The organism is Rhodococcus sp. PAE-6 (assembly GCF_025290685.1).
GTDB lineage: Bacteria > Actinomycetota > Actinomycetes > Mycobacteriales > Mycobacteriaceae > Rhodococcus > Rhodococcus pyridinivorans.
In genome coordinates this window covers 24188-46161 of record NZ_JAOCLZ010000017.1, presented here as the reverse complement: position 1 = coordinate 46161, position 21974 = coordinate 24188, and the positions used below count along the sequence as shown (strand labels likewise).

The following is a 21974-nucleotide window of genomic DNA, read 5'->3' as shown; positions in this document are numbered from 1 at the left end:
GGGTCGGGCCGGGGGTGATATCAGCACCCCCGGCCCTTGATCGTCAGCGACGCGGTGGCCACTGAAATCCCGCTCGCTTGAGCGGGGCGAGACCGTTTCGGAACGCCCGCGGATCGCTCGCGGTGGCCGAGAACGTCGTGATCAGCGCGTCGTCCTTGTAGACCATCAGGTGGCTCTTGGCTCGGCGAACCACGAAACCTGCCTCCTCGACCGCCTTGAGGATCTTGCGGGTGTCCTTGTCGATCCCCTTGTACTTGTCCATCCTCCACCTTCCGTTGCCATCTGACAACTCGATATTACATTATCGGTTGTCATTTGACAACCGATAATGTGAACGAGCCCGTGACCTGCGCCTACGCGCATCACAGCGGAAAGTTGTGGACACGCACCCGCTCCGGAACAACACCCAGATCCCAGGACCGTGCCGCGCGGGCCACCGCAGCAGGGACCTCGGCCGTCGACGCCGATGCAGCGAACCGCTCCGAAGCATCGAGCAGATACAGCCCGCGCTCGGCGTCATGGACGGCCGGGTGCAGATACCAGGTGACCCCGCGCGGAGTGCCCAGCCAGCCCGTGGTGAACACCGTGCGAGTGCGGCCGTTCCGCTCGATGGTGGTCACCTCGGTTGCCCAGTCGACCGCGACCAGCGCGTACAGCGGCACGCCGATCACCCCGACCTCCGAAGCCGAACTCTGCGCACCCGCGAACGGCTGCGCCAGCGCGCCACGCTGCGGATGACGCGGGAAGCTGTGGACGCCGCCGACAATGAGCGCGGCGGCTCCGTCGACCTCGGTGGCGAACCCGGTGGGCAGTGCGGTGACGGGTGCAGTCATGGGCGTTCTCCTGTACTGGGGCGTGGATTCGAGATCGGCAGGCACATCAGGCGGCGGTGCGCGCGGCGCGCGCGGCGACGCCCACCTCGATGTCGAGAGCATCGACGTGCCGGGCGATGGTGCCGTCGGCCAGGCGCACGTCGGCGACCCGGCCGCCGAAGAAGTCGGTTCGGTAGTCGAGGATTTCGACGACCTCGGTGCGCACCGGAGTTCCGGTAATGGTGACGGTGATGAGATCTGCAACAGGGGTATTCGACATTTCCTTCTCCTTCGTTCGGTGTTCCGGACAGGGATAACTATACAAACATCATTTGCATTGTTGCAACCCCGGGACGGTGTCGATTCCCTGAAGTCCCGCTGGAAGCGTTCGTCCCGAGACGCGTGATGGCACGCCCCACTTCACCGGGACGTGCCATCGATGCTGCTCAGAGCCACTATCAGCGCATCACACCTCGATCCACAGCCAGCACCATCGACCGACAGACACCGACTGCCGTGCAGAACTACGCCGACGACAACGAGACCGACGATCACCTGGCCGACAACCACCCACCGCGCCGGGCACAACACCAGCGGGACGTGTCATCTGCGCAGGTCAATCCCGCTTTCTCGGAGCCTCGTCGTACGCATCGAGCACACCTGTCATCCGATCGGCGACTCGACCGAGCACCGGCTCGATGGCCTCGACATCGGCAGTGGCAGCGGACAATCGACCCATCCGCTCGGCATTTCGCTGTGCCCGCAACTCGCGCGCCGTCTCGAGTTCGGCACGCCGCGCGGGTGCGGCCAACTCCCGGTCGAACGCCTCGACCCGATCCGCCAGGGACGCGAGCCGGTCGGCCCCCTCCCGCACGCGCACGACACATTTCTCCAGCGCGGCGCGGGACTGCACGACCTGTTCGTCCAGCGCGGGCGTCGACGGACCGGTGCCCAACCTGTCGCGCAACCGGATTCCGCTGTGGAGGTACCGGGCCAGCTCCCACAACGCCCCGTCGAGATCGAAGCCGGCCAGCCAGCCCTCGCGATAGGCCACCGATCCGCGGATCGTCTCCGCAGCGGTCAACGCACGGGTCATCGACGTCGAGATGTTCTTCGGTGCGTACACCATCTCGGCGGCGATCAACACTCCATCTCGCCACGCTCGAAGGCGTGCACCGCCGATGAGACCGACACCCACCAGATAGGAGCCCACACCGCCGAAGAAAGCCGTCACCCCGGTAGACAAAACGGCATTCTCGCCCCACCCCGCAGTGAACCGCTCCCCCAGAAACGACACGAATCCCGCAGGATCTGCGACCAGGCAGACAGCAGCGAGCACAGCTCCGACAGTCATCCCGCCCATACCGATCAGCTTCAGCGGAGCGCCGACCGCATACGCGGCATACAAGCCCTTCAGATTCGTCCCAGGCGCGACCAGCACGATGCCGCAAGCCTCCCGCATACGTTCGGCGAAGCCCGTGCGATCCCGCGCGGCCCGCACGACAGTCGCACCCGCGGTATCGGTCGGTGACATCGTCGCCCCCCGAGTCATTTCCTGCCTCGATCCTCACCCGTACAGATCGTGTCCATCCGGTTCTCGCGCGACGCGCAGTCGTGCCGGTCGTCGAGCGCGGCGAGTCCGGCCGTGTCGGGCAGTCCCGCCGCGAGCAACTGCACCAGCGCGCGGGTCGCGCGCACGTCGGCAAGCGCGCGGTGACCACCACCGAGCCGCACTCGCCCGTCCGCTCCGAGCCCGAGCGCATCGCAGCGACGGGCCATCACGCACTGCCAGCGGCTGGTCTCGCCGAGATCGCCGGGGTCGATACCCGCCCGGTGGCAATCTGCGAGGACCCGGCCGTGATCGAACGGTGCGTTGTAGGCCAGGACCTGACGCCCGGAGGTGACAGCGGCCAGCTGCGCGAACACCTCCGGCCAGCACGGTGCACCGTCGAGATCGGCGGCAGCGATGCCGTGCACCGCGTGGGCGCCGGGTTCGATCTGCACCGGCCGGCAGTCGACGAGCGTGTCGAGCAGGACCGCGCCGGTCGCGGCGTCAATGACTGCGATCTCGAGGATCGAGCCGGTCAACCCTGAAGTCTCGACGTCGAGGATGCAGGCGGTCCCGTCGGCGAGCATGGCGGTGGCCCACTCACGCGGGGACAGCATCTGCAACGACATGGTTCCTCCTCTGTTGATCGTGGTGGACGGCTCCGACCTCAGCGCGAGGGACGCGGATCATCCACGGCGAGACGGTATCCACGGCCACCGGCGGTGGTGTGCAGGCTGTCGATGTTGATCGACACGACGCGGCCGGGTTCGGTGGTCTGCCCGGTGTCGGTCTCGTGCGAGCGGATGACGGTGCACACCGCGCGCGAACCCAGGTTTCCCTCGCGAACGAGGTCGTCGATGCGCAGCGTCCGCACGGTGGTGCGGCGCGGATCGTCCGTCCACAGCTGCCCGACGGCGATCTCGTCGCCGTGCCGGTTGGTGAGGGTCTTGGTCATGTGTTCTCCCATCGTGTCCAGGTCGCAAGGTCGGGGCGCTCGGGCTGTCCGAGCGCCCCGGGAAGCAGCAGTTCAGGCGGCGTCAGGGCCGGTGTCCAGGTCGACCACTCGCGCGCCGTCGTCGATACGTACCGGGCGGCCCTGCCCGTCGCGCAGGCCCCGGATCTCGGTGTAGGGGACGCGATCTGTCCACGAACCTCCGACGATCGAGCCGATGGTCACCGTCTTCGCATTGACCTTGAGGACACGGTGGAAGTGCCCGACGTACCGCACCAGGTCGCCCACGGCGACAACGTCGCGGTTGTAGGCGGTCGCGGTGCCTGCGTCGATCTGGTGTGCGCGCACGCCTTTCCAGTAGGCGAGCTCGTCGGCGGTGTGCTCGATCTCGGCGAGTACCCGCTCGCGGTAGTCCCCGCTCGCAGCCTCGTGGGTCTCGACGTACTTCTGGCCGGTCTGCTTGTTGGTGTGCAGGGTCCGGGTGTATCCGTCGCGGTCACGTTCGAGGCGGCGCAGCTCGGCGGTGAGCTTGTCGATCCGGCGCGCGACCGTGACCGGGGCGTAGCGACGATCGGTGGTCTTGGCTGCGGCGTCGGCACGGCCCCGCGCGGTTGCGGCCTCACGTTCGGCTGCCACGGCCTTGCTGAGCGCGTTCCAGGACTTCTCCACCGCGCGGCGGTGCCGGGTCTCGCTGTGGTGGCCGACCTTGATCGGTTCGCCGCCCTCGGGCAACGCATCATGTGCGGCCTGGTCTGCGGCCCACGCGGCCTCGGCAGTGCCTGCCTTGCGATCGGCCTTGGCATCGAGTGCATCGACGCGGGCGACCTGGCGGGCGATCTTGTCGGCTTCGACGCAGGCGGTGGGCCGGTAGGTGTCGTCGATGTCGAGTTCGACGGTGAAACCGGCTGCGCGCAGCGCGGTGGCCGTCGCGTTGATCTGGGGCAGCTTGGCGCGGCGGTCCCGCGACTGCGGGATGTACCAGGACCCGAGGTTCCGGGACCAGCGCCAGCGCTGAGCCTTCAGGATCTCGGCGGAGCCGTCGCCACGGCTCGTGCCGTCGATGAGAGTGCCCTCGGCGTGAGTGTGGGTGATGGTCAGTGCGGACATGGGCGGTCCGTCCTTTCTCAGGGGAGGGTGTGCAGGTCGAGGGGGCGCAGTGGATCAGCGCACGAACCGCCAGGCCGAGCGCGCGGCGCGAGCACCGGGCACCTTGCGGACGGCGAGGTTGCCCGCGATCTTGGCTGCGCGCTTGCCGTACACGGCGCCGCGCGAGGGTCCAGCCGGACGGACGGGGACGCGTTTTGCCACGGGGCGGACAGGCAGGGCCGGGACGGTGGGAGCGGTGTCGGCGGCCAGTTCCCGCTCCCACTGCGCGAAGTCGTCGACCGGGGGCTGAATCCGGTCGGGGGTCGACTCCGGCGTGCTGCCCGGGACAGGGCGGCGTGCATGGCGGTGCTCGTAGCCACGGACCGGATCGAGATAGCGCAACGGTGTGCGGGTCACGATGTTCTCGGCCAGCCGCGAGGACCAGGCCCGGGTTTTGTAGGCGGTCAGGAAGTGACCGGCCAGCCACAGCGCCGCACCGCCGAGGAGCAGCGGTGCGCGGGTGGCGATCGGGTCGCCGGAGACGATGCACAGCAACGAGGCGATCGTCAGCAGGGCGCCGCCGAGGCGGGCGATCGGAGCGCCGATCGTCCAGACGAGCAGTGCCGCCAGCGCAAGCGCTGCCATAACGGTGATGATCGACATCCGATTCCCCTTCCCTCGGCCGTTCTTTCGGCCCTCACTTTACAATACATATTTGTAATGTTGCAACTCCGGATACGCTCCGGAAGGCGCACACACGTTTCCACAAAGCAATTCCGCTATGTAAAGTTTCGAGAACCGGACCCCGGCACACCCGCGATGACCGTGCCCCGAGAAACGAAAGGCCAGAAGCGATGGCGAACCCGAACCGCCTCACGGCACAGCAATGCGTCGAGGTACTGAAAGAAGAAACCGGCGACGAGATCAAGCCGGTGACCTTCCACTCCTACGTCAACCGAGGCCACGCCCCCAAGCCGGTCGAGAAGATCGGCAACACACCCCTGTGGAAGCGCAGCGAGATCGTCGAATGGGCCCGCAACCGGCCAGGACGCGGCGCGCGCACCGATCTACGCCAACCCCGCCGGCGCACCAAAACCTCCGACACGGCGACCACGACCGACTAGCCCATTACGGCCGGGACGTGCCATCCGCCCAGCTCAGACCCTGTTTTGAACAGCGCTGCGCCCCTACTCCCACATTGCCGGAGTAGGGGCGCTTGATCGTCACGCCTGCGAGCGGCAGGTGCCACGCTCAGCTCACGGGTACCTCCACTCGTTCCATCGGTCGGTCCACACACCTACTCATGTCCGGCTCGGGACGTGTCATCTATGCAGGTCAGCGGCAGTCCACGTGCACCGAGACATACACCCGGCCGCTGTGCTCGCTGCTCCACTCGTCCGGTCCTTCGACGGCCGCGGCGATGTCGAGCTGATCGGGTTCGGACCAGTCCACCGGCTCGGGCGCAGCGATCAACGCGGTGGTGGTGTCGATCGCGGCGGCCGGGAGCTGCTGGTCGGTGTTGCCCACCGTCAGTACCGGCGAGCCGTACGCAGCGCGGATCGTCCACCCGTGCGGAGCCGTGATCTCGACTGCCAGGTCATCGCCGCGGCCGGTGCAGCGTGCGGTGACCTCGTCCGGTTGAGGCGTGGTGATCTCGGTGTCCGAGTGCGTATCCCCCCAGCCGAGGACGATGCTGCCCAGATCGGTGCTGGTACCGGTGACGACCCGGCCACTGAACGAGGTGGACACTGCCGCAGCGTCGCGCGGCTGGTCGCCACAGCCGGTCAACACGGCAAGTCCACTCGCGAGGACCACCCCCGCGAGCGCCGCGCGGCGCATCTGGTCGGTCACAAACATCTCCGGGTGATCCTTTCGGGGCAGCAGTGTCGGCGGCGGGGGCCGGTCACTTGAACACGTCGACGTACCAGAGGCCGTCGATCTTCGCGGTGGTCACGGTCTGAGTGCCGCGCTCGACCGGCACACCGGGTCGCATGACCGACAGGTCGACGAGGAACACCCCCTCCGACAGCTCGACGGTGCGCAGGCAGTAGTTGGTGCCCTGCGGGAGCTTGTCGATGAAGGTCTGCAACTCCGGGGCGGGCGTGACCGTCGAGGTCGGGGTAGCCAAGGCGCGGGCGGCGGCCCCATCGCGGCGGTTGTAGTACGCGTAGTTGAACGCGGCGATCACGCCCGCCCCACTGCGCTGATCACCGCGATCGGCGCGGCATTCATCGGTCGTCTCCGAATCGGCGGGGGCGGCAGTCTCGGTGTCGTCCGGCAGGTTGAGCACCGGCAGGCCGTTGTCGTCGACCGGGCCGAAGGCCGGGTCCGCAGCCTCCGCCGACGCGGCCGGCTCGGCCGCGCTGTGGTCTGCGGTGAGCTGTCCGACGGTAATCGCCCCGGCTGCCACGACGGCCGCGGCCGCCACGGCGACAGCGGCGGTGCGGCCGGGTCGCCACCGGCCGCGATCGCCGCGCGGCGACGCCGCCGGTCCCGGTGCCGCCGAAGCGGTCAGGATCGACGGCATCGCCGCGGATGAGGTGGGCGCACCACCGAGAAGGTCGACCACCGCGGGATGGCGAGGGGTCCGCCGCTTGATGTTCGGCTTCCTCATGACGCTGCCCACTTTCTTCTCGACTCAGATACCGAACTGGGTGATTCCGTCGCCGATGGCGTTGGAGATGAGGTTTCCGGCCAGGCCCGGGGTGGCGTCGTTGAAGAACGTCTCGAGGGTCTGGTCGACCTGCTCGACGATCTGCTCGCCGCCCGGCTGTGCCTGCACGAAATCGCGGACCTGCGTGTCGATCGCCGGGGCCGTCTCGGTGGTGAACGTCTGCACAGCGTCGACGACGACCTCCCCGACCGGGTCCTGCGACCACTGTTCGAGCGTGGCATCGACCTGCTCACCGACGGCGTCGGCCTCGACGTCGGGGACCTCCGCCTCGATCGGCGTGGCGTCCTCACCGGCGCCGTAGGCCGTGCCGGCAGCAAGGCCGGCGGCACCACCGAGACCGGCGCCGATACCGCTGCCGATCGCGCACCCGACGCCCAGGCCACCGGCCGCACCGACCGCCGTCGCGGCGACGCCGCTGGTGACCGGAGCAGCGCCGGGGATCGGCAGCGGCACCATCGTTCCGGCCATCGCGCCGCCGATGCCGGCGACCGTGCTGACCACGAGGCTGGTCGGGACACCGACCGCTGCGCAACCGGCGGCCGCGCCAGCGCCGGCGCCAAGAGCAGTGCCGGCGACCTGTGCCGAGGCGATGCGTTCGGCTTCGGTGGTATCGAGACCGACCGAGCGCCACGCATCGGTGACCTGAGCTTCGATCACTGCGGTGGTGTTGTTGGTGCGTTCGGCATCGATGTCGGAGACCCAGTTGGGCTGCTCGAACACCACGCGGCCCATACGCATCTTGTCCTTGGGTGCCTCGATCGGCACGGTCGGTTCGAGCACCGGGGTCGGGGCGTGCAGCCGGCTCCAGTCCACAGCCGGCGTCGCCTCCTCCGTGTCGGCGTAACCGCTGTAGCCGCTGTATCCGCCGCCGCCGGAGTAGTCGGTGGAGTAGTCGGTCGAGTAGTCGGTGGAGTAGTCCACGACGGTCACCCCGCCACCGGTCTGCGGGTTGTAGGCGCGCGTGCCCTGGTTGTACTGCGCCGGCGGCGCCACCCAGAAGCTGCTGTCGGCCTTCGGCTCCACGGCGCTCGGCGCAGGCGTCTCGGCCGCGGTGGTGCCGCCGGTCTGCGCGCCGCTGGTCACACCTTCCTGCGTGGTGCCGCCGGTCACCCCGCCCTGGATCGGCGCGGCCGACGCCGGACCTGCCACCATCGCGGACATCCCGAACGCAGCGGAGGCCACTGCCAGCGCCGTCGCGGTGGTCCTTGCCGACCGACGGCGATGCCGCCCCTGTGCGCGGCGCGCGGCGCGGTTTCCGATATTGGTGTCGATGCTCATCTGTACCTCTCGGTGAAAGTAGGTGAAGAAAAGTGGGCCCACCGCGCAGCGGGGGCAACGACTCAACCAGCAGCACCACTGCCGATCCGGGTGACGGTCGCCGCGAGCACGGTCAACGCATCGCAGGTCTCGCGCCGCAGCTGTGAAAGCACGATCCGTTCCCCGGACGCGAAGGCCGGCTCGAAGGGCATCCGGCACACCGACACCCCGAGCGCGGTGAACGCCTCGACGGCCTCGGTCTCGACCATCGGCGCATCCCCCGGCCCGTCGGTGATGACGACAACGGTGCGCGCGAGCACATCCGGGCGGACCGCGGAGATCGCAGTGAGGGTGCGCTGCGCGGCCACGGCGGCGTCGCGACGCAGCGGAACGGGCACAACAACCGTGCGTGCGGCGGTGATCGCCCACCGCCAGCTGCCGGAGTGGCTGGAGTTTCCGGTGTCCGCGAGCATCAGGTCGTAGTGCCGTTCGAGAATCGCCCCGAGCGTGGCGGCATCGTCGAAGCTCAACGGCGCCTCGGCCCCTGCCGGTCCTGCCAAGGCGTATGAGCCGTTCGGCTGGCGGGTCAGGTAGCGCGCGAGAGTGGACGGGCGCACCTGGTGCGGCGCCTGGCCGAGATCCGCGAGCAAGCTCACCGCGTCATGTCCTGCGGCCGGGGGGACCGCGACCCGATCGGAGAAACTGCCGCCGATCTCGCCGAGGTCCAGGCACGCGGCCGTGGCAGGGCCGCGGTACTCGGCAATCGTCTCGGCCAGAGCGATCGACATCGGGGTCTTGCCGACGCCGCCCTTGAGGTTGACGAAGGTGATCACCGCGCTCTCCGGCAGCGGGCCGGCGATCGTTGCCTGTGCGTCGCGCAGCCGCATCTCGAGCGAGTCCGCCTTCGGGGCCAACGCGAGGCCGAGCATCGCATTGAGACGGCCCCTCATCCCGATCCGGGCGGGCAGGCTCGCCGCCGGATTCACACCCGGTGCGGACAGTGCCGGCAACGCCCCGATCGGGCCTGTGGCCGCGTCTGCGGGCCGAACAGGCCCCGTGGTGGGGGCTGCTGCCCGCGCGGGCCGTGCAGTCGCCTGAACAGGCTGTGCGGGCGCCTCGTAGGGGATCGATTCGGCGGCCACGGTCACCGGCCCGGCCGGCGCCGTGCAGACACGCTCCGCGGGCGCCGGTTCCGGATCGGTCACCGCGACCGGGATGGGCACGCTCGGGGCGTTCTCGGTGAGCTTGCCGTCGGGGCCGACCGTGAGGAAGCGAGTGTCCTTGCCCGTCCGATAGACGACCTCGACGGCCGCCTGCTGCTCCACTGCGATCGTGCGCACGAACTCGTGCACGACAACCGCCAGGTTCTTGAACTCGGTCGCAGCCAGTTCCATCGGCGGCACGTCGGCACCGGCGAGTTGTGCGCGCGCTGTCGTCGCGGAGGTCGCCTCGATTTCCACGGTCGGCGTCATCGTCAGTTCCCGCCGAAGGCACCAGCGCCGGCCAGCGCGGTGTCCATGTCCTCGACGACGGCCTCGGTCTGCTCCAACTCGGCCAACGCCTGCTCGCGGGCCTTGCCCTCGGGCAGCGCTTCGATGACCGCGCGGCGCTTGACGCCGGCCTCGCGGATCTCGGCGAGGCGTTCGCGGGTCAGTTCCTGCTTCTCGTCGAGCTTGGGCAGCCACGCAGGCACCGATGCCTTGAAGTACTCGCGCAGTGCGGCGATGACCGGGTCGTTGGCGCCCTTGGCGATGAACGGTCCACGCAGCGCAGCGACATCCTCGGCGGTGGGGGTGATCGACTGGGAGATACGGCGGGTCATGGTGTTCCTTTCGGGGAGTGATTTCGGTGTGATTCGGCAGCGGGCGGACTCTCGGGACGAGAACCGCTGTGCGGGTCGGGCATCGGCTCGATGCGGCAAGGTCACAGGGTCATGCGTGCGCTCCTACAGAGTCGGGATCGGGCAGTGCCACGACGCCGGTTGCGTCGAAGGTGATGCGGGTCTTGACGCGGCCGGTGCCCACGATCAGAACGGTCGAGATGACCTCGCCCTTCTTGTTGCGGCGCACCTCGACGTCGTCGACGGTGACCGGCACCAGCTCGCCGCCGGAGTCGTCGAGAAGCACCGTCTGACCGGCCTGCACACTCGACGCCGGAATGGCATCGGCGAAGTCGTCGTCTTCTGCCACCGGTTCCGGTGCCGACTCGGGCTCTTCCTTGACCATCGACACCGCGGCATCGTCGGGACGACCCGCCCCGATGACGATCGGCTCGGGCACGCTGCCGTGGCTACGCGCACGCTTCGCCAGCGCCCGCTCGGATTCGATGAACTCGGCCAGCTCCGGCGAGTAGCACGTGAACTGCGGCGCCTCGGCCGGCACCAGGCCGTCGATGATCGCCTTTTCGCTCTGCGAGAGCTGGTTCCACTTGTTCGGATGCTTGTCGACGTTCGGGGTCCACCACATCTGCGCATCGACCGGATTACCGTCGTCCCCGAGCGCGATACCGCGGCCCTTGACGGAGGTGTCGACCTCGCGACCGACGGTGGAATCCCCCCACATCATCAGCGCGCCGTCCTGCGAGAGGTTGCCGAGCGAAATACGGGTGCCGAAGTTGTCGCGCGCATTGCCCGAGGCGCCGCCGAACAGGGACGCATCCGGGCGCTGCACCCCGAGCAGCAGACGGATGCCGGCCGAACGCGCCAGCACCGCCAGATCCGCCCACGCACCGAGCGGATCGAGTTCTTTGAGCTGCGCCTTGGTCTCGTCGTCGCCGGTCTTGGCCAGGCGCTGCCACTTACCGGAAAGGATGAAGAACTCGTCGAGCACCGCGATCATCAGCGGCAGCTGTGAACCTTCGATCTTCATCTGATGGATGTAGGCGTTGCGCGCCATCATCTCGGTGTGCAGAGCACGCACGAACATCGCCGCACGCAGCGCGTCATAGATGATCGCCCCGCACCCCGGATAGCCCTCGAGGCCATCGAGTTCGATCATCTTCGGATCGACCCCGACGAACGGGATACCGCGCCGCGCGGCCTCGGTCAGCAGCGTGCGGATCACCGAGGTCTTGCCACCACCGGTCGGGCCGACGATCAGGCAGTGCGGCTTGTTCGAGCTGGTGGACACATCCCAGAACATGATCCGATCGGCCGCGCCGGTCGCATAGGGAAGGTGCCGCAGGTTCTCGTCGACCAATTCGAGGGGATGGTCCACACGCGTGGGCATGGCAGTCACCAAACGCATCACTAGGAATCCTTTGCTCGGGTACCAATCAGTGGTCCAATTGCGGCCGGACTCGTGCTCCCCCGCCAACGAGGCGAGCGCTTCCTCGACTTTCATTTGGAAGCCGGGCGAGCCGGTATTCATCGACTTGTCGAAGGTGATCCGATAGCCGGTCTCGATGCCGTTCTCATCGATCGTTTCGACGGTGACCTTGGGGTCGGAGAAGATCGACGCCGCATCGAGCGCGTCCTGAAGAGCCTTCTGCCGTTCGCTGCGGGTGTCCGGGGCGATCGATGTGCGGGTGAGGACGAGTCGGTCGCGGTGCGCGTCGTGCCGCACCGTCATCGCCCACGAGTCGCCGCCACCGAATGCCGACTCGACCGCTCGGGAGAATTCCTCGAACTGCTTGGGTCGGATCACCGCACCGCGCGGCAGCTTGATCGTCGCGCGGCGCATCGTGCGCCGACCAGCGGACAGCGGAACAGCGACCTTCGTGGGCAGGTGACCGGTGCTCTGCCGGACCATCGATTCGAGCATCTGCGACCACCGGCGGGCACGGTGACGGGCAAGGTCGAGACCGATCAGCGGTGCGGTCGCTACCGCCAGCGGCCACCGGCAGTCGTGCAGCTGGGTCAGCGCATCCAGAGCCGCGGCGTTGTCGGCAACCGAAGCGATGAAGTGCGGGCTGGAGAAGGCGGCTGCGGCAGGTACCGCAGTGAACGGCGAGAACGGCACGAAGCGCGAGACTCCGGTGGGGCGGCCATCGTCGCCGATCCGGGGGTCGCGAGCGTCGCCACTGTCTCCGACCGTGTCGCGCCACACAGCGACCAACCAGTCTTTGAGTGGGTCTGGAGTTCCGCTCACTGCCTGTGCCTTTCGCTCGTGTCGACGCCGCTGAAGATGTGGTTGCTGTTCGGTGGGTGCGAGCAGAGTTACAGAGGGGTGCTGTTTTCACCAACAGGGTGGACACCTTCCGCCCCTTCGAGCGATGGCATGTCGTGTCGGGACGCCGGCCGCCGATTGACGTGCTGTCCAACATGTTCGGCAGACGCTCAAGGCGCGTACGTCCCCTGTTCGTTCGATCGCTGCATCGAGCCCTCTTCCACTCGGCTGCGCACCGCTGTTTGGAGCGCTCGAATCAGCGGTCGAAAACCTGTGTGCGCATCGCTGTGCCGAGCGCTCGACATGGCGGTCGTCGATGCACGTGCGTCGCGCTCTTTCGAGCGCTCGCTGGAGCGGTCGCGCACCGCTCGGAAGAGTGCTCGATTGTGCGAGTCGCCCCGCCTTCACGATCGCTCCGATGAGCGGGCACGACAGCGTTGGACGTCACCGCCGCTGCGCGTGTGTACGACCGGTGCATCGAGCGCTTGAAATAGCGTTCGACGTGGGCGGTCGCGAATAGCGTTGGCGCTCGGCGGAATTCTGAGTTACACTCCCCCCCAAGGAACGCCGGGGGGGAGTGACCCCGGAGGGGTAGGCGCTACAAGCGCTTTTTCGAGCGGTCGAATCCACCGCTCAAATCGATCCCCCAATCCACCGCTGATTTCATGCGCTCACACGAGCGCTCTTCCTCGTGCGCGTACGTCTGACCCGCGCCGCCCTTCTCCCCGCGCTCAATCACCGCCGGGCGACCACCACTGCCGCATCGCGCGAGAGTGGCGCTGGGATAGGCGTACTGGGTACCCATATAAGAGCTATAACTGCTACCGCCCCATAGGCATCGACGAGCGCATCGTTGCGTGGACGCTGAGAGCGAGCTCGTGGACACTGCTGCGGCCACCGTCGGATGCGTCATGTCTGCACCGCATTTCGGGGGCGCTCGACGGTGCGTGTCCGTCTCGTTCGATCCGCTTGTCGACCTCTGCGGATACACGCGATAGGTGCGGTCACCCTGTTGGGGAAAAACGTCTCGCCGTTTTACGGTCTCGCCCATCCCAACTCGGGTGTATCGACCGAACCATCAATGGAGCGCTCATGTCTCTCGCGTCAAGCTTGGCCGAACTGGCGATCACAACGATCCCCATCGGCGACGCACTCGCCCAGACCACCGAGGTCAGCACCACCGGGGTGCGCGCATGGATCGAAGACAACATCGTCTTCACGATCCTCGTTCTCATCGCGTGCGTGGTGCTGATGGGTGGCCTGCGCGGCAACCTGTCGAAGGTCGTCAGCGTCGGCGGCCTGTCGCTGTTGGGCATGGCGTATCTGGGCGTCGCGACGAACCCCAACGCGGCGACCGGGATCGGCAACTGGCTCCTCGGTCTGGTCGGCATCCAGGTCTGACCGCTACCTGCAACCACCGGCCGACGACTGAAGGGCACGACCGTGATCGAAAACGACGACATGTTGCACCGCGTGGACCGGCACTATCTCGGCCCGACCGGCTTCACGCTGCCGTTCCGGGTGCGCTACGGAGCGGTCGGAATCGGTGCGGCCATCATCTTCACCCTCTTCTTCATCGCCCGCGCGATCGTGCACGTCCCGCTCAACTTCCAGTCGATCCTGATCATCCTCGCGCTCGGTGTCGTGATCACCTCGAAGGTCACGAAATACGTCAACGCCGACCGCCCACTGTGGTCGGTACTCAAGGCCGCATGGAACGACCTGAACGCCCCGCGCCCACCCAGGGTCGGCCAGACCGTCGTGCTCCGCATCCCTGCCGCCTTCCACACCCCGCGTAGCGCGCAGGACACCGTGTCGAACGAAGGGAACGTCTCCCGATGACTTTGCAGCCCGACAACGACATCGCGTCGCTGTTCGATCCGAACTTCGACGAGCCCGAACCGGCAGTCGTGCCGCCCGGCGCGCTGCCCCCGTCCTGGGCCGCAGCGATGGCAGCGAGTAGAACCGCTCCCCCGTCGCCTGCACCTGCGCGGGTCGCAGAGTCGGAATTGGCGTGGTCCCAGGTCCCCGACAGCAGCATCGCCTCCCCCGCGGATGTGAGCGTTCCGCCCATCGCTGTCGAGGCGGACCGGACGGACAGCAAGCGCACACGTGGACGCACGAAGCGCGGCAAGACCGCCGGCGCCGACGCCGAGTTCGCCCGCCAGTCCAAGGCCGCCGCCAAGCGTGCCGATCGCGCCCGCAAAGCGGTACGCCTGCAACTGGTCGGCGTGGAAGGCAACATCACCCGCACCCGCACCCAGTCGACCGCATGGTTCGTCCAAGAGCCGGGGCCGTGGAACATGCGCCCGGTCGCCCGCCAGCGCCGCTACATCCAGAACGAAGCGCTGGTGCTGGCGAACCTCGCCGAAGCCGGCGTGACCGGTCTGCACCGCCGTCTGGTGCGCACCCCGTGGCCGGTGCGCCAATGGGCGCAAGCACACGACGCGTGGGCCGAACCGATCCCCGACGTTCCCGGTGCGTTGTCGTGGTCGGACTATCTGCGCGGTCAGCAGCATGCGATGTTGTGGGGCAACTCGACACAGAAGGGCCGCTACTGGGGTGTGGAGCTACCGCCGCGGCCCGCGCTGGCGGTCGGGCTCGACACCGTCTCCGAATGGCTGCTCCCTGTGATCGATGTGCCACTACTGGGCCGTGTCGCGAAGCTCGTTCGGTCCTGGGCGCGCACCGCATTCCTCAACGAGCAGAAGGCGCTCGCCGATCACCTCGCCACGATCGAACGCATCCTGTCCGGGCAGGGGGTGCGCGCCAAGCCCGCGACGGGTGCGCTGATGGACTATCTGTTGCTGCGCTCGGCCTCGCTCGGGTTGCCGCTCGATGCCGACGGTGTGATCTCCGGCGGCGGGGACTGGGAACAGTCCGATGTCGCTGCGCTCGAAGACCTCACCGATCTGGAATTGACCCCCGGCGACGGGTACACCACCGTGCGCGGTCAGGTCGGTGGCCGCGACTACACCGGCTACGCCATTGTGCTCACGGTCGGGCGGATGGCGCCGCTGCCGATCCCGGAGCGGATGTTGCCCTGGCAGGTCCTCGGCGACTCGTCCGGTGATCCGCTCGAATGGTCCGAGCGCATCCGTCTGAAGACCAAGAGCCAGTCCGTCCACCAGCTGCGCCGGTTGACCTCGCGCATCGAGGCGCAGTTCGACCACTACACCGTCGAACACGACCAGGTCCCACCGCAGGAACTCGCCGAACAGCACGCGCTCGCGCAGCAGGTGATCTCCGACATCGAAGACGACCACTCGGGGCTGTCGGTGCGCACGGAAGGCTGGTACCGGGTGCTCGTCGTCGGCTCGACGCCGGACGAAGCGAAGGAAAAGGTCTCGATGCTCCAGGAGATGTACGCCCCGCGCATCCGCCTCGAGCAGGAGCACGGGCAGTACCAGTTGCTGCGCGAGTTCATCCCGGGCGAACCGCTTGCCAACATCGCGCACTGCCGGCGCATGAGTGTCGAAGCCGTCTCCGCCGGGATGGCCGCGGTCGGTGACCGGATCGGGGACCGCACCGGTGTGGTGGTCGGCGAGACCGCCTCGATCGCGCCTCGCCCGGCGGTGTGGGACCTGTTCGCCGCGCACGAGAAAAAGCACAAGTCCGGTCTGACCCCGATCGTCGCGGTGCCCGGCTCGGGCAAGACCTTCCTCGCCGGAATGCTCGTCTACCAAGCGGTGCGCGCCGGGGCCTACGGGGTGGTGCTCGACCCCTCCGGACCGCTCAAGAAACTTGCGCAGCTCCCCGAGTTCCGGGGTATCGCCGACGTCCAAGCATTGACCGGGCGCACCTCCCGGCCCGGTTCGCTCAACCCGTACCGGGTGATCGTCGACCCGCGCCGCGACGACCCCGACTACGACCCGGCAAATCCCGACTTCGCCGACGACGCCGATCCCGTCGCTGCCGCCCGAGCGCAGTACGAAGCCGACGTACGGGCCGCGCAAGCGGAGCGGATCTCGGTGGCGGTGTCGGTACTCAAGATGATGTTGACCCCCGCCCGCCTCGAGCACGAGTGGACCGAAACCGTCCTTCAGACCGCGGCAAACACCGTCGGCGGGCAGCGGCACCACAACCTGCGTGAAGTCCTCGACGCGATCGCCGCGCTCGGTAACGACGACGAGAACATCGATCTGCGCACCTGCGCGCGCAGCGTGCACCAGGACCTGACGATGATGGCCGATCTCGCCGAGGCCCGAGTGCTCTTCCCCGAGCGCGGAACCACAGGAGACGCGGACGACATCGTCAACGACAACATCCGGCTGACGGTGCTGACGATGCCCGGACTGCAACTGCCTCCCACTGGTACCGACCCGTCGCAGTGGACCCCGCAGCAACGCATGGCCGGCCCGCTGATGCACATGGCCGCGTGGCTGGCGAACCGGCTCGTCTACGAGCTGCCGCGCTACGAGCGCAAGGTGCTGTTCCTCGACGAGAACAAGTACCTCGAGCAGACCGGTGCCGGCCGCACCCTGAACCTGCGCATCGCGCGTGACTCGCGCAAGTACAAAGTCCGGGCGCTCGTGTGCTCCCAGCTGCCCGATGACTATCTCGGCGTCGACGGCAGCGACGACAAGTCGGCTCTGACCTACGAGGTCATCATCGGCGATCTCGGCGGTAACGCTCACGCCATCGACGGCGCTCTGAAATTGCTGAACCTACCGTCCGGAGAAGGCTACGAAGCACTGCTGGCCGACCTCGGAGGCGGCGGCGAGGACACCTTCGATCCGGACACCAATACCGAGCACTTCGATCAGGCACGCCGGTTCATCGTGAAGATGGCCGACGACATCGAACTGATCCGCTCGGACTGGACCCACTTCGTCCACCTGGCGCACGTGTTCGAGGCGCTGGACTCGCGGGCGACCCGCGCGGCGATGGGCGGCGCCTCATGAGCCCGCAGCCGTTCCGAGCCGACTCGACCGGCCGTTGCCCTTCCCCGCGCCGTTTCGGGTGGCGTACGGGGCTGCTGGCGCGGTTTCTGACCGTGTTGATGCTCGCGGGCATCTCGTTCGTCGCAGCGGGCACCGGTGTAGCGACTGCGGGCGGATTCGACTGCACAGAGGTGCCGACCGCGGAGTTCCCCAACGAGGTCATCGAGACGACCTTCGACTCGTCCAGCGCCCACCGGGCACCTCGGGAAGGGGGAGGTGGCACCGGCTACGAGAGTTACGGGTGGGCCGGACTGAAGTGGCACACCTACGATCTCGGCTGCGGCGAGGATCTGGTCAAGGCGCCCGGCGCGGTCGCCGACACCACGCTGGGCAACACCTTCCTGACGATCGGCAAATCGCTCGCGGCCGCAGCCTTCTGGCTCGACGACCAGACCAAGACGGGGCAGGACGCCCTCAAGGCGGGTGTTGAGCCCGCCCTGGCCCAGTTCGACCGCATCGTCTATTCCATCTCGGATGGCATGCGCGGCGTCTACGTGGAGTGGCTGATGATCGCGCTGACCATCGTCGCCGCGACCGTGCTGTGGAAGTCGCTCAAGGCCGACGCCGCCGGCGTCACGAAGACCTCGGCGATCGCCGCGGCCGGACTGATGCTCGGAGCGCTGTTCGTCGGTGCACCGCAGAAAGCGGTCCAAGTCGCCGACGAGACGTTCGGCGCCCTGATCACCGAGACCCAGGACCAGATCTTCTCGGTCCAGTTCGGCGACGACCCCGGCGGCGGCACCCTCACGAGTGGCCCGACTGATCCGAAGAATGTGCTGATCGATCGGGTGTTTCTCGAGGATTGGCGCAAAGGCTGGTTCGGAACCAACTACGACCAGACGGACGCTGCCGGACTGGGGCCGAAGCTGCGCGATTCGCTGGCCTTCTCGTACGAAGAGCAGGAGCGCGTCAAGAACGATCCGGACGCCCAGGCCGAGCTCGCCGAGCAGAAGTCCGACAAGTTCCGCGAGATCGTCGCATCGCTGGAATCCGACCATCAGTTGTCCTACTACCAATTCCAGGGCAAAGACTCCGGACGTACCTCGACCGGTTTCATCGGCATGCTCAAACTGGCCATGCCGTCAGTGCTCTGGATCGGCGCCTCACTGCTCAAAATCACCGCACTGCTCGCGATCCGCTTCGCCATCCTGTTCGCGCCGCTGTGGGTGCCGCTCGCACTTGCCGGCGGTGGCTGGCTGGCCCGCATCATGCGGATGCTCGCCACCGCCTACATGTGGGGCGTAGCCGGTGCGGTCATCGTCGCGCTGTACCTGATGGCCCTTGTGCAGCTGTACGGCGTCGACAACGGTCAGGTCGACGGGTCCTGGCGACTGTGGTTCATGATCCTGTTGACCGTTGTGTGCTGGGCGATCATGCGTCCGTTCAAGCGAATGACCCAGACCTTCACCCAAAACAACACGAGCATGGTCAATCGCAAGGCCCGCGAGGCGAAACGCTCCCTCAAGACCAAGGCATTCGCCGCAGCAGGCGCAGCAATCGGCGGGCCCGGCGGGGCAATCGCAGCCAAGGCCGGCGAACGCTTCGCTCGACGGGCTCACGAAGACGACATCGCCGGTGACGGCGAGGCCAAGGCAGCCTTCGTAGCCAGACCCGAAGGCCGCGGCCTCAACAACCGCAGGCAGCAGGCGCTGACACAGGCACGGTCAGACGCTCGCAAGAGCCGCATCGAACGTCTGGGTCAGGGCACCGATCGGATTGCCGAGCGCGACGCACGTATCGCCAGCATCGCCGCTGTCGCCAGCCGGGACTTGGCCCGAGGAGACAATCCCGTGGAGCGCAAGGACACCGAGCGGGCCGCAGCATCCGGCGCCGCAGCGTGGAAGCGTCTGGACAAGGACGAGGTCGAGAACCGCCGTCGAGATCGGCAAGCTCGCAAGGAGATGCTGACAGCGAGCGTCGGGCAGCGCTGGGACGGCGGGGATCGCTCGGCCATCGCACCGATGAAGGTCTACACGCCTACCGGCAATCGCGAGCCGAGTCGAACCCCCCGCCACCTGGCACTCAACTCCGCCAGATCGACGGTGACCACCGCTTCCCGGGCACGGGTCCGGAATGCACCTGAACCGTCCGGCCCCAAGTCGACGGATAGGTACGCCTGATGACGAGGTCCGGACCCAACCCCGTGCTCGCACCGATCCGACGGTGGGTGCTCTACTCACGTACCAACCTGGCGATCTCGGTGGGTTCTAGCCTCGCTGTGTTGTGCCTGGTCGGAATGATCTTCGGAGAAGATCCGCAGCCTCGATCCGTAGACAGCACCGCGATAGAAGCTGTTGAGAGCGCGCCGCCCACGAAAGCAATCGAGTACAACCTCGACGAGGTCACCGAGTCCGTGGTGGTCGCCAAGTCGGCGTCCTGGGTCGCTTCCAGCGCACCCGCTACCGCAATGGCCTACGCGCACGTCTTCGTCGACACGGCACTTTCCGACGCCGAGTGGACCCGCGCGCTGAGCCGCTACACCGTGGATACGCCCGGTCCAGCCACAGTGGCCGCACGGCCGCGGACTCCGATCGTCATCACCGGCCCCACGACAAGCACCTCGGTGATCGGCGATTCAGAGGTTCCGGCCGCACAGGTGAGCGTCCCGACGCAGGCGGGAGATCTGTTGGTCTCGGTCGTCGTCGAGGAACTGTCGGATGGCACCCAGCAGTGGGCGGTCACCACTCCGCTGCCGACGCTGGAACTGTCCAAGGTCGAAGACGCCACAGGACCGGCCACGACAACCCCCACGCCCCGGACGTCGACGGACGACGACGCATCTGCACTGCCCACCCCTACGACCAAGTCTTCTCCGCCCTCACCGACGACGACCTCGGAGCCGACGCTCGATCGCGACGACTCCGAGGTGACACCGAGTCGCACCGTCGATCCCACTCCCGTACCGGTTCCGGGCCCGATTCCGATTCCGGAACTCGACACTCCTATTCCGGGGCAGCTGTGAGCGTCCGCCGCGCAGGAAAGGTGCTGCTGCTCGGTGGGGCGGCTGCCGTAGTCATTGGCACGTCCGCCTGCTCGGTAGGCGCGCCGGTGATCCCGCGCGATCCGTGCCGGGTCCTGCCGACCGATACCAGCGATTCCGCGGAGACTGCACCAGGCGCGTCCGTGCCGGTCTCCGGCTCGATCCAGTTGCCCGTTCGTCCCGGAACAACCACTCACACCTCCGGATTCGGTCCGCGCTGGGGTGGGCAGCATCAAGGCGATGACCTGGCAGGTCCGGTTGGCACGCCGATCCTCGCTGCACTCGACGGGGTGGTCGTCGCCGCCGGGTCCTCGGGGGAAGGGCCAGGGGTCGGATTCGAGAACTGGGTGATCATCGACTCGAACGTTGACGGCTCCCCCGTGAGCACTGTCTACGGGCACATGTTCGCCGACGGCATCCATGTGACCACCGGCCAGCGAGTTACCGCGGGCGAGCACATCGCCGACATCGGAAACGCTGGCAGCAGCACCGGACCACACCTGCACTTCGAGTACTGGCAGGGCGGCCGGTTGCAGGGCGGCACACCGATCGACCCGGTGACCGTGCTGCCCGAGATTGCGCAGCAAAACGGCGGAGCTGCACTGATCGCCGATGACCCTCACACCAGTGACAGCGAGCGAAGCAGCGACGTGCAACTCGTCGCCGCGTCCCGTTCGACCGCCGACTGTTCGGGATTCGGTATGGCCGGCGGCGGCAATCTCGCCTTCGGAGCCGTACCGGCCGAGTTCGAGCCGTGGCTGCGTCGCGCAGGCGCGGTGTGCCCGGAGATCGACTCGGCTCTCCTGGCCGCGCAGCTCCAGCAGGAGAACAACTTCCGTCACGGTCCGAACGCTCCCGTCTCACCTGCCGGCGCGGTAGGACCCGCGCAGTTCATGCCTGGCACCTGGGCTACCTGGGGCAAGGACCACGATGGTGACGGAACAGCGGACCCGAACTCGATCGGTGATGCCGTGATCTCGCAAGCACACTTCATGTGCGCGCTCTACCAGGACATTTCCGAAGTACCGGGAGATCCGATCGAGCTGACCCTGGCGGCCTACAACGCAGGGCCGGGAGTGGTGCTGCTGCATCGAGGCATCCCGCCTTATGCGGAAACACAGAACTACGTCGCCAAGATCACCGCAGCGCGCGCGGCCTTCACCAACCCGAACTCGCGGGGCCGGTTCATGCCGAATGCCTCGGACGGCAATGGGCAGGTCGTTGTGGCGGCGCGCGAGTACCTGGGCACGCCGTACGTCTGGGGAGGCGGGGGCATTGGCGGGCCCTCCGGCGGTGGGTTCGACTGCTCGGGCCTGACCTCGTTCGCGGTCCATGCGGCCAGTGCCGGCAAGGTCTCGCTCCCCCGGACGTCCGAGCAGCAGTGGACCGTCGGGGTCGAGGTGCCGATCGAGAAGGCGCAGCCGGGTGACCTCGTCTTCGGCAGCTGGGGCCCGGCCGGTCCTGGCCATGTAGGGATCTACTCGGGCAACGGCCAGATGGTCCATGCACCCACTACCGGCGATGTCGTCACGGAAGCACCGCTCCAACCAGGAATGAAAGCCCGTCGAGTGATGTAGGGGACGTGCCATCTTTGCTGCTCAGAGACCTATATTCG

The 21974-nt window shown here is 67.6% G+C and carries 21 protein-coding genes; 7 read left to right on the top strand and 14 right to left on the bottom strand.

Annotated elements, in window-relative coordinates; all coding sequences use genetic code 11:
• Nucleotides 1–43 precede the first annotated feature (43 nt).
• The 8 genes from NVV99_RS23095 to NVV99_RS23060 all read right to left on the bottom strand — a co-directional run bounded on the left by NVV99_RS23095 (nt 44) and on the right by NVV99_RS23060 (nt 5062).
• Complete coding sequence (locus tag NVV99_RS23095) at nt 44–262, bottom strand: hypothetical protein (RefSeq protein ID WP_024100336.1); 219 nt, start codon at nt 260–262, stop codon at nt 44–46.
• 100 nt (nt 263–362) lie between these two features.
• Complete coding sequence (locus tag NVV99_RS23090; RefSeq protein ID WP_260783070.1) at nt 363–833, bottom strand: hypothetical protein; 471 nt, start codon at nt 831–833, stop codon at nt 363–365.
• 46 nt (nt 834–879) lie between these two features.
• Nucleotides 880–1092, bottom strand: coding sequence for a hypothetical protein (locus tag NVV99_RS23085; RefSeq protein WP_260783069.1), 213 nt, complete (start codon nt 1090–1092; stop codon nt 880–882).
• 336 nt (nt 1093–1428) lie between these two features.
• Complete coding sequence (locus tag NVV99_RS23080) at nt 1429–2346, bottom strand: hypothetical protein (RefSeq protein ID WP_260783068.1); 918 nt, start codon at nt 2344–2346, stop codon at nt 1429–1431.
• 14 nt (nt 2347–2360) lie between these two features.
• Nucleotides 2361–2990, bottom strand: a complete 630-nt coding sequence (locus NVV99_RS23075) for a 3'-5' exonuclease (protein ID WP_248957654.1) — start codon at nt 2988–2990, stop codon at nt 2361–2363.
• A 38-nt stretch (nt 2991–3028) separates the two neighbouring features.
• Entirely contained in the window at nt 3029–3316 is a 288-nt protein-coding gene (locus tag NVV99_RS23070; RefSeq protein ID WP_106201722.1) for a hypothetical protein, read from the bottom strand.
• 72 nt (nt 3317–3388) lie between these two features.
• On the bottom strand, nt 3389–4420 hold the full coding sequence (locus NVV99_RS23065) for a DUF3560 domain-containing protein (protein WP_260783067.1): 1032 nt from the start codon (nt 4418–4420) through the stop codon (nt 3389–3391).
• A 54-nt stretch (nt 4421–4474) separates the two neighbouring features.
• Nucleotides 4475–5062 (bottom strand): hypothetical protein, encoded by a 588-nt coding sequence (locus NVV99_RS23060; protein WP_260783066.1) that lies wholly within the window; start codon nt 5060–5062, stop codon nt 4475–4477.
• A gap of 191 nt (nt 5063–5253) precedes the next feature.
• Between NVV99_RS23060 and NVV99_RS23055 the strand changes: the two genes are divergently transcribed.
• A complete protein-coding gene (locus NVV99_RS23055) occupies nt 5254–5523 on the top strand; it encodes an AlpA family transcriptional regulator (RefSeq protein ID WP_085470813.1) in 270 nt (89 codons plus the stop codon).
• 211 nt (nt 5524–5734) lie between these two features.
• On the opposite strand, the gene NVV99_RS23050 is transcribed toward NVV99_RS23055, so the two are convergent.
• The 6 genes from NVV99_RS23050 to NVV99_RS23025 form a co-directional block, all read right to left on the bottom strand.
• Nucleotides 5735–6250 (bottom strand): hypothetical protein, encoded by a 516-nt coding sequence (locus NVV99_RS23050; RefSeq protein WP_260783065.1) that lies wholly within the window; start codon nt 6248–6250, stop codon nt 5735–5737.
• A gap of 52 nt (nt 6251–6302) precedes the next feature.
• A complete protein-coding gene (locus tag NVV99_RS23045) occupies nt 6303–7013 on the bottom strand; it encodes a hypothetical protein (RefSeq protein ID WP_260783064.1) in 711 nt (236 codons plus the stop codon).
• A gap of 24 nt (nt 7014–7037) precedes the next feature.
• Nucleotides 7038–8351: an insoluble domain protein gene (locus NVV99_RS23040; protein ID WP_260783063.1), complete on the bottom strand. Its 1314-nt coding sequence runs from the start codon at nt 8349–8351 to the stop codon at nt 7038–7040.
• Nucleotides 8352–8413: 62 nt separating this feature from the next.
• Nucleotides 8414–9802: a ParA family protein gene (locus tag NVV99_RS23035; RefSeq protein WP_260783062.1), complete on the bottom strand. Its 1389-nt coding sequence runs from the start codon at nt 9800–9802 to the stop codon at nt 8414–8416.
• A gap of 2 nt (nt 9803–9804) precedes the next feature.
• On the bottom strand, nt 9805–10152 hold the full coding sequence (locus tag NVV99_RS23030) for a hypothetical protein (RefSeq protein ID WP_012476952.1): 348 nt from the start codon (nt 10150–10152) through the stop codon (nt 9805–9807).
• A 109-nt stretch (nt 10153–10261) separates the two neighbouring features.
• Nucleotides 10262–12418 (bottom strand): type IV secretory system conjugative DNA transfer family protein, encoded by a 2157-nt coding sequence (locus tag NVV99_RS23025; RefSeq protein WP_260783061.1) that lies wholly within the window; start codon nt 12416–12418, stop codon nt 10262–10264.
• Between the two features lie 1110 nt (nt 12419–13528).
• Here NVV99_RS23025 and NVV99_RS23020 point away from each other — a divergent pair.
• The 6 genes from NVV99_RS23020 (at nt 13529) to NVV99_RS22995 (ending at nt 21936) form a co-directional block, all read left to right on the top strand.
• Entirely contained in the window at nt 13529–13837 is a 309-nt protein-coding gene (locus NVV99_RS23020; protein WP_260783060.1) for a hypothetical protein, read from the top strand.
• A gap of 42 nt (nt 13838–13879) precedes the next feature.
• On the top strand, nt 13880–14278 hold the full coding sequence (locus NVV99_RS23015; protein ID WP_260783059.1) for a hypothetical protein: 399 nt from the start codon (nt 13880–13882) through the stop codon (nt 14276–14278).
• Nucleotides 14275–17340, top strand: coding sequence for an ATP-binding protein (locus tag NVV99_RS23010; RefSeq protein ID WP_260783058.1), 3066 nt, complete (start codon nt 14275–14277; stop codon nt 17338–17340). The genes NVV99_RS23015 and NVV99_RS23010 overlap by 4 nt, the downstream gene beginning before the upstream one ends.
• A gap of 98 nt (nt 17341–17438) precedes the next feature.
• Nucleotides 17439–19499: a hypothetical protein gene (locus NVV99_RS23005; RefSeq protein ID WP_260783081.1), complete on the top strand. Its 2061-nt coding sequence runs from the start codon at nt 17439–17441 to the stop codon at nt 19497–19499.
• Nucleotides 19499–20341, top strand: coding sequence for a hypothetical protein (locus NVV99_RS23000; RefSeq protein WP_260783057.1), 843 nt, complete (start codon nt 19499–19501; stop codon nt 20339–20341). Before NVV99_RS23005 ends, NVV99_RS23000 begins: the two co-directional genes overlap by 1 nt.
• Nucleotides 20338–21936 (top strand): peptidoglycan DD-metalloendopeptidase family protein, encoded by a 1599-nt coding sequence (locus NVV99_RS22995; protein WP_260783056.1) that lies wholly within the window; start codon nt 20338–20340, stop codon nt 21934–21936. The genes NVV99_RS23000 and NVV99_RS22995 overlap by 4 nt, the downstream gene beginning before the upstream one ends.
• The last annotated feature ends 38 nt before the right edge of the window (nt 21937–21974 follow it).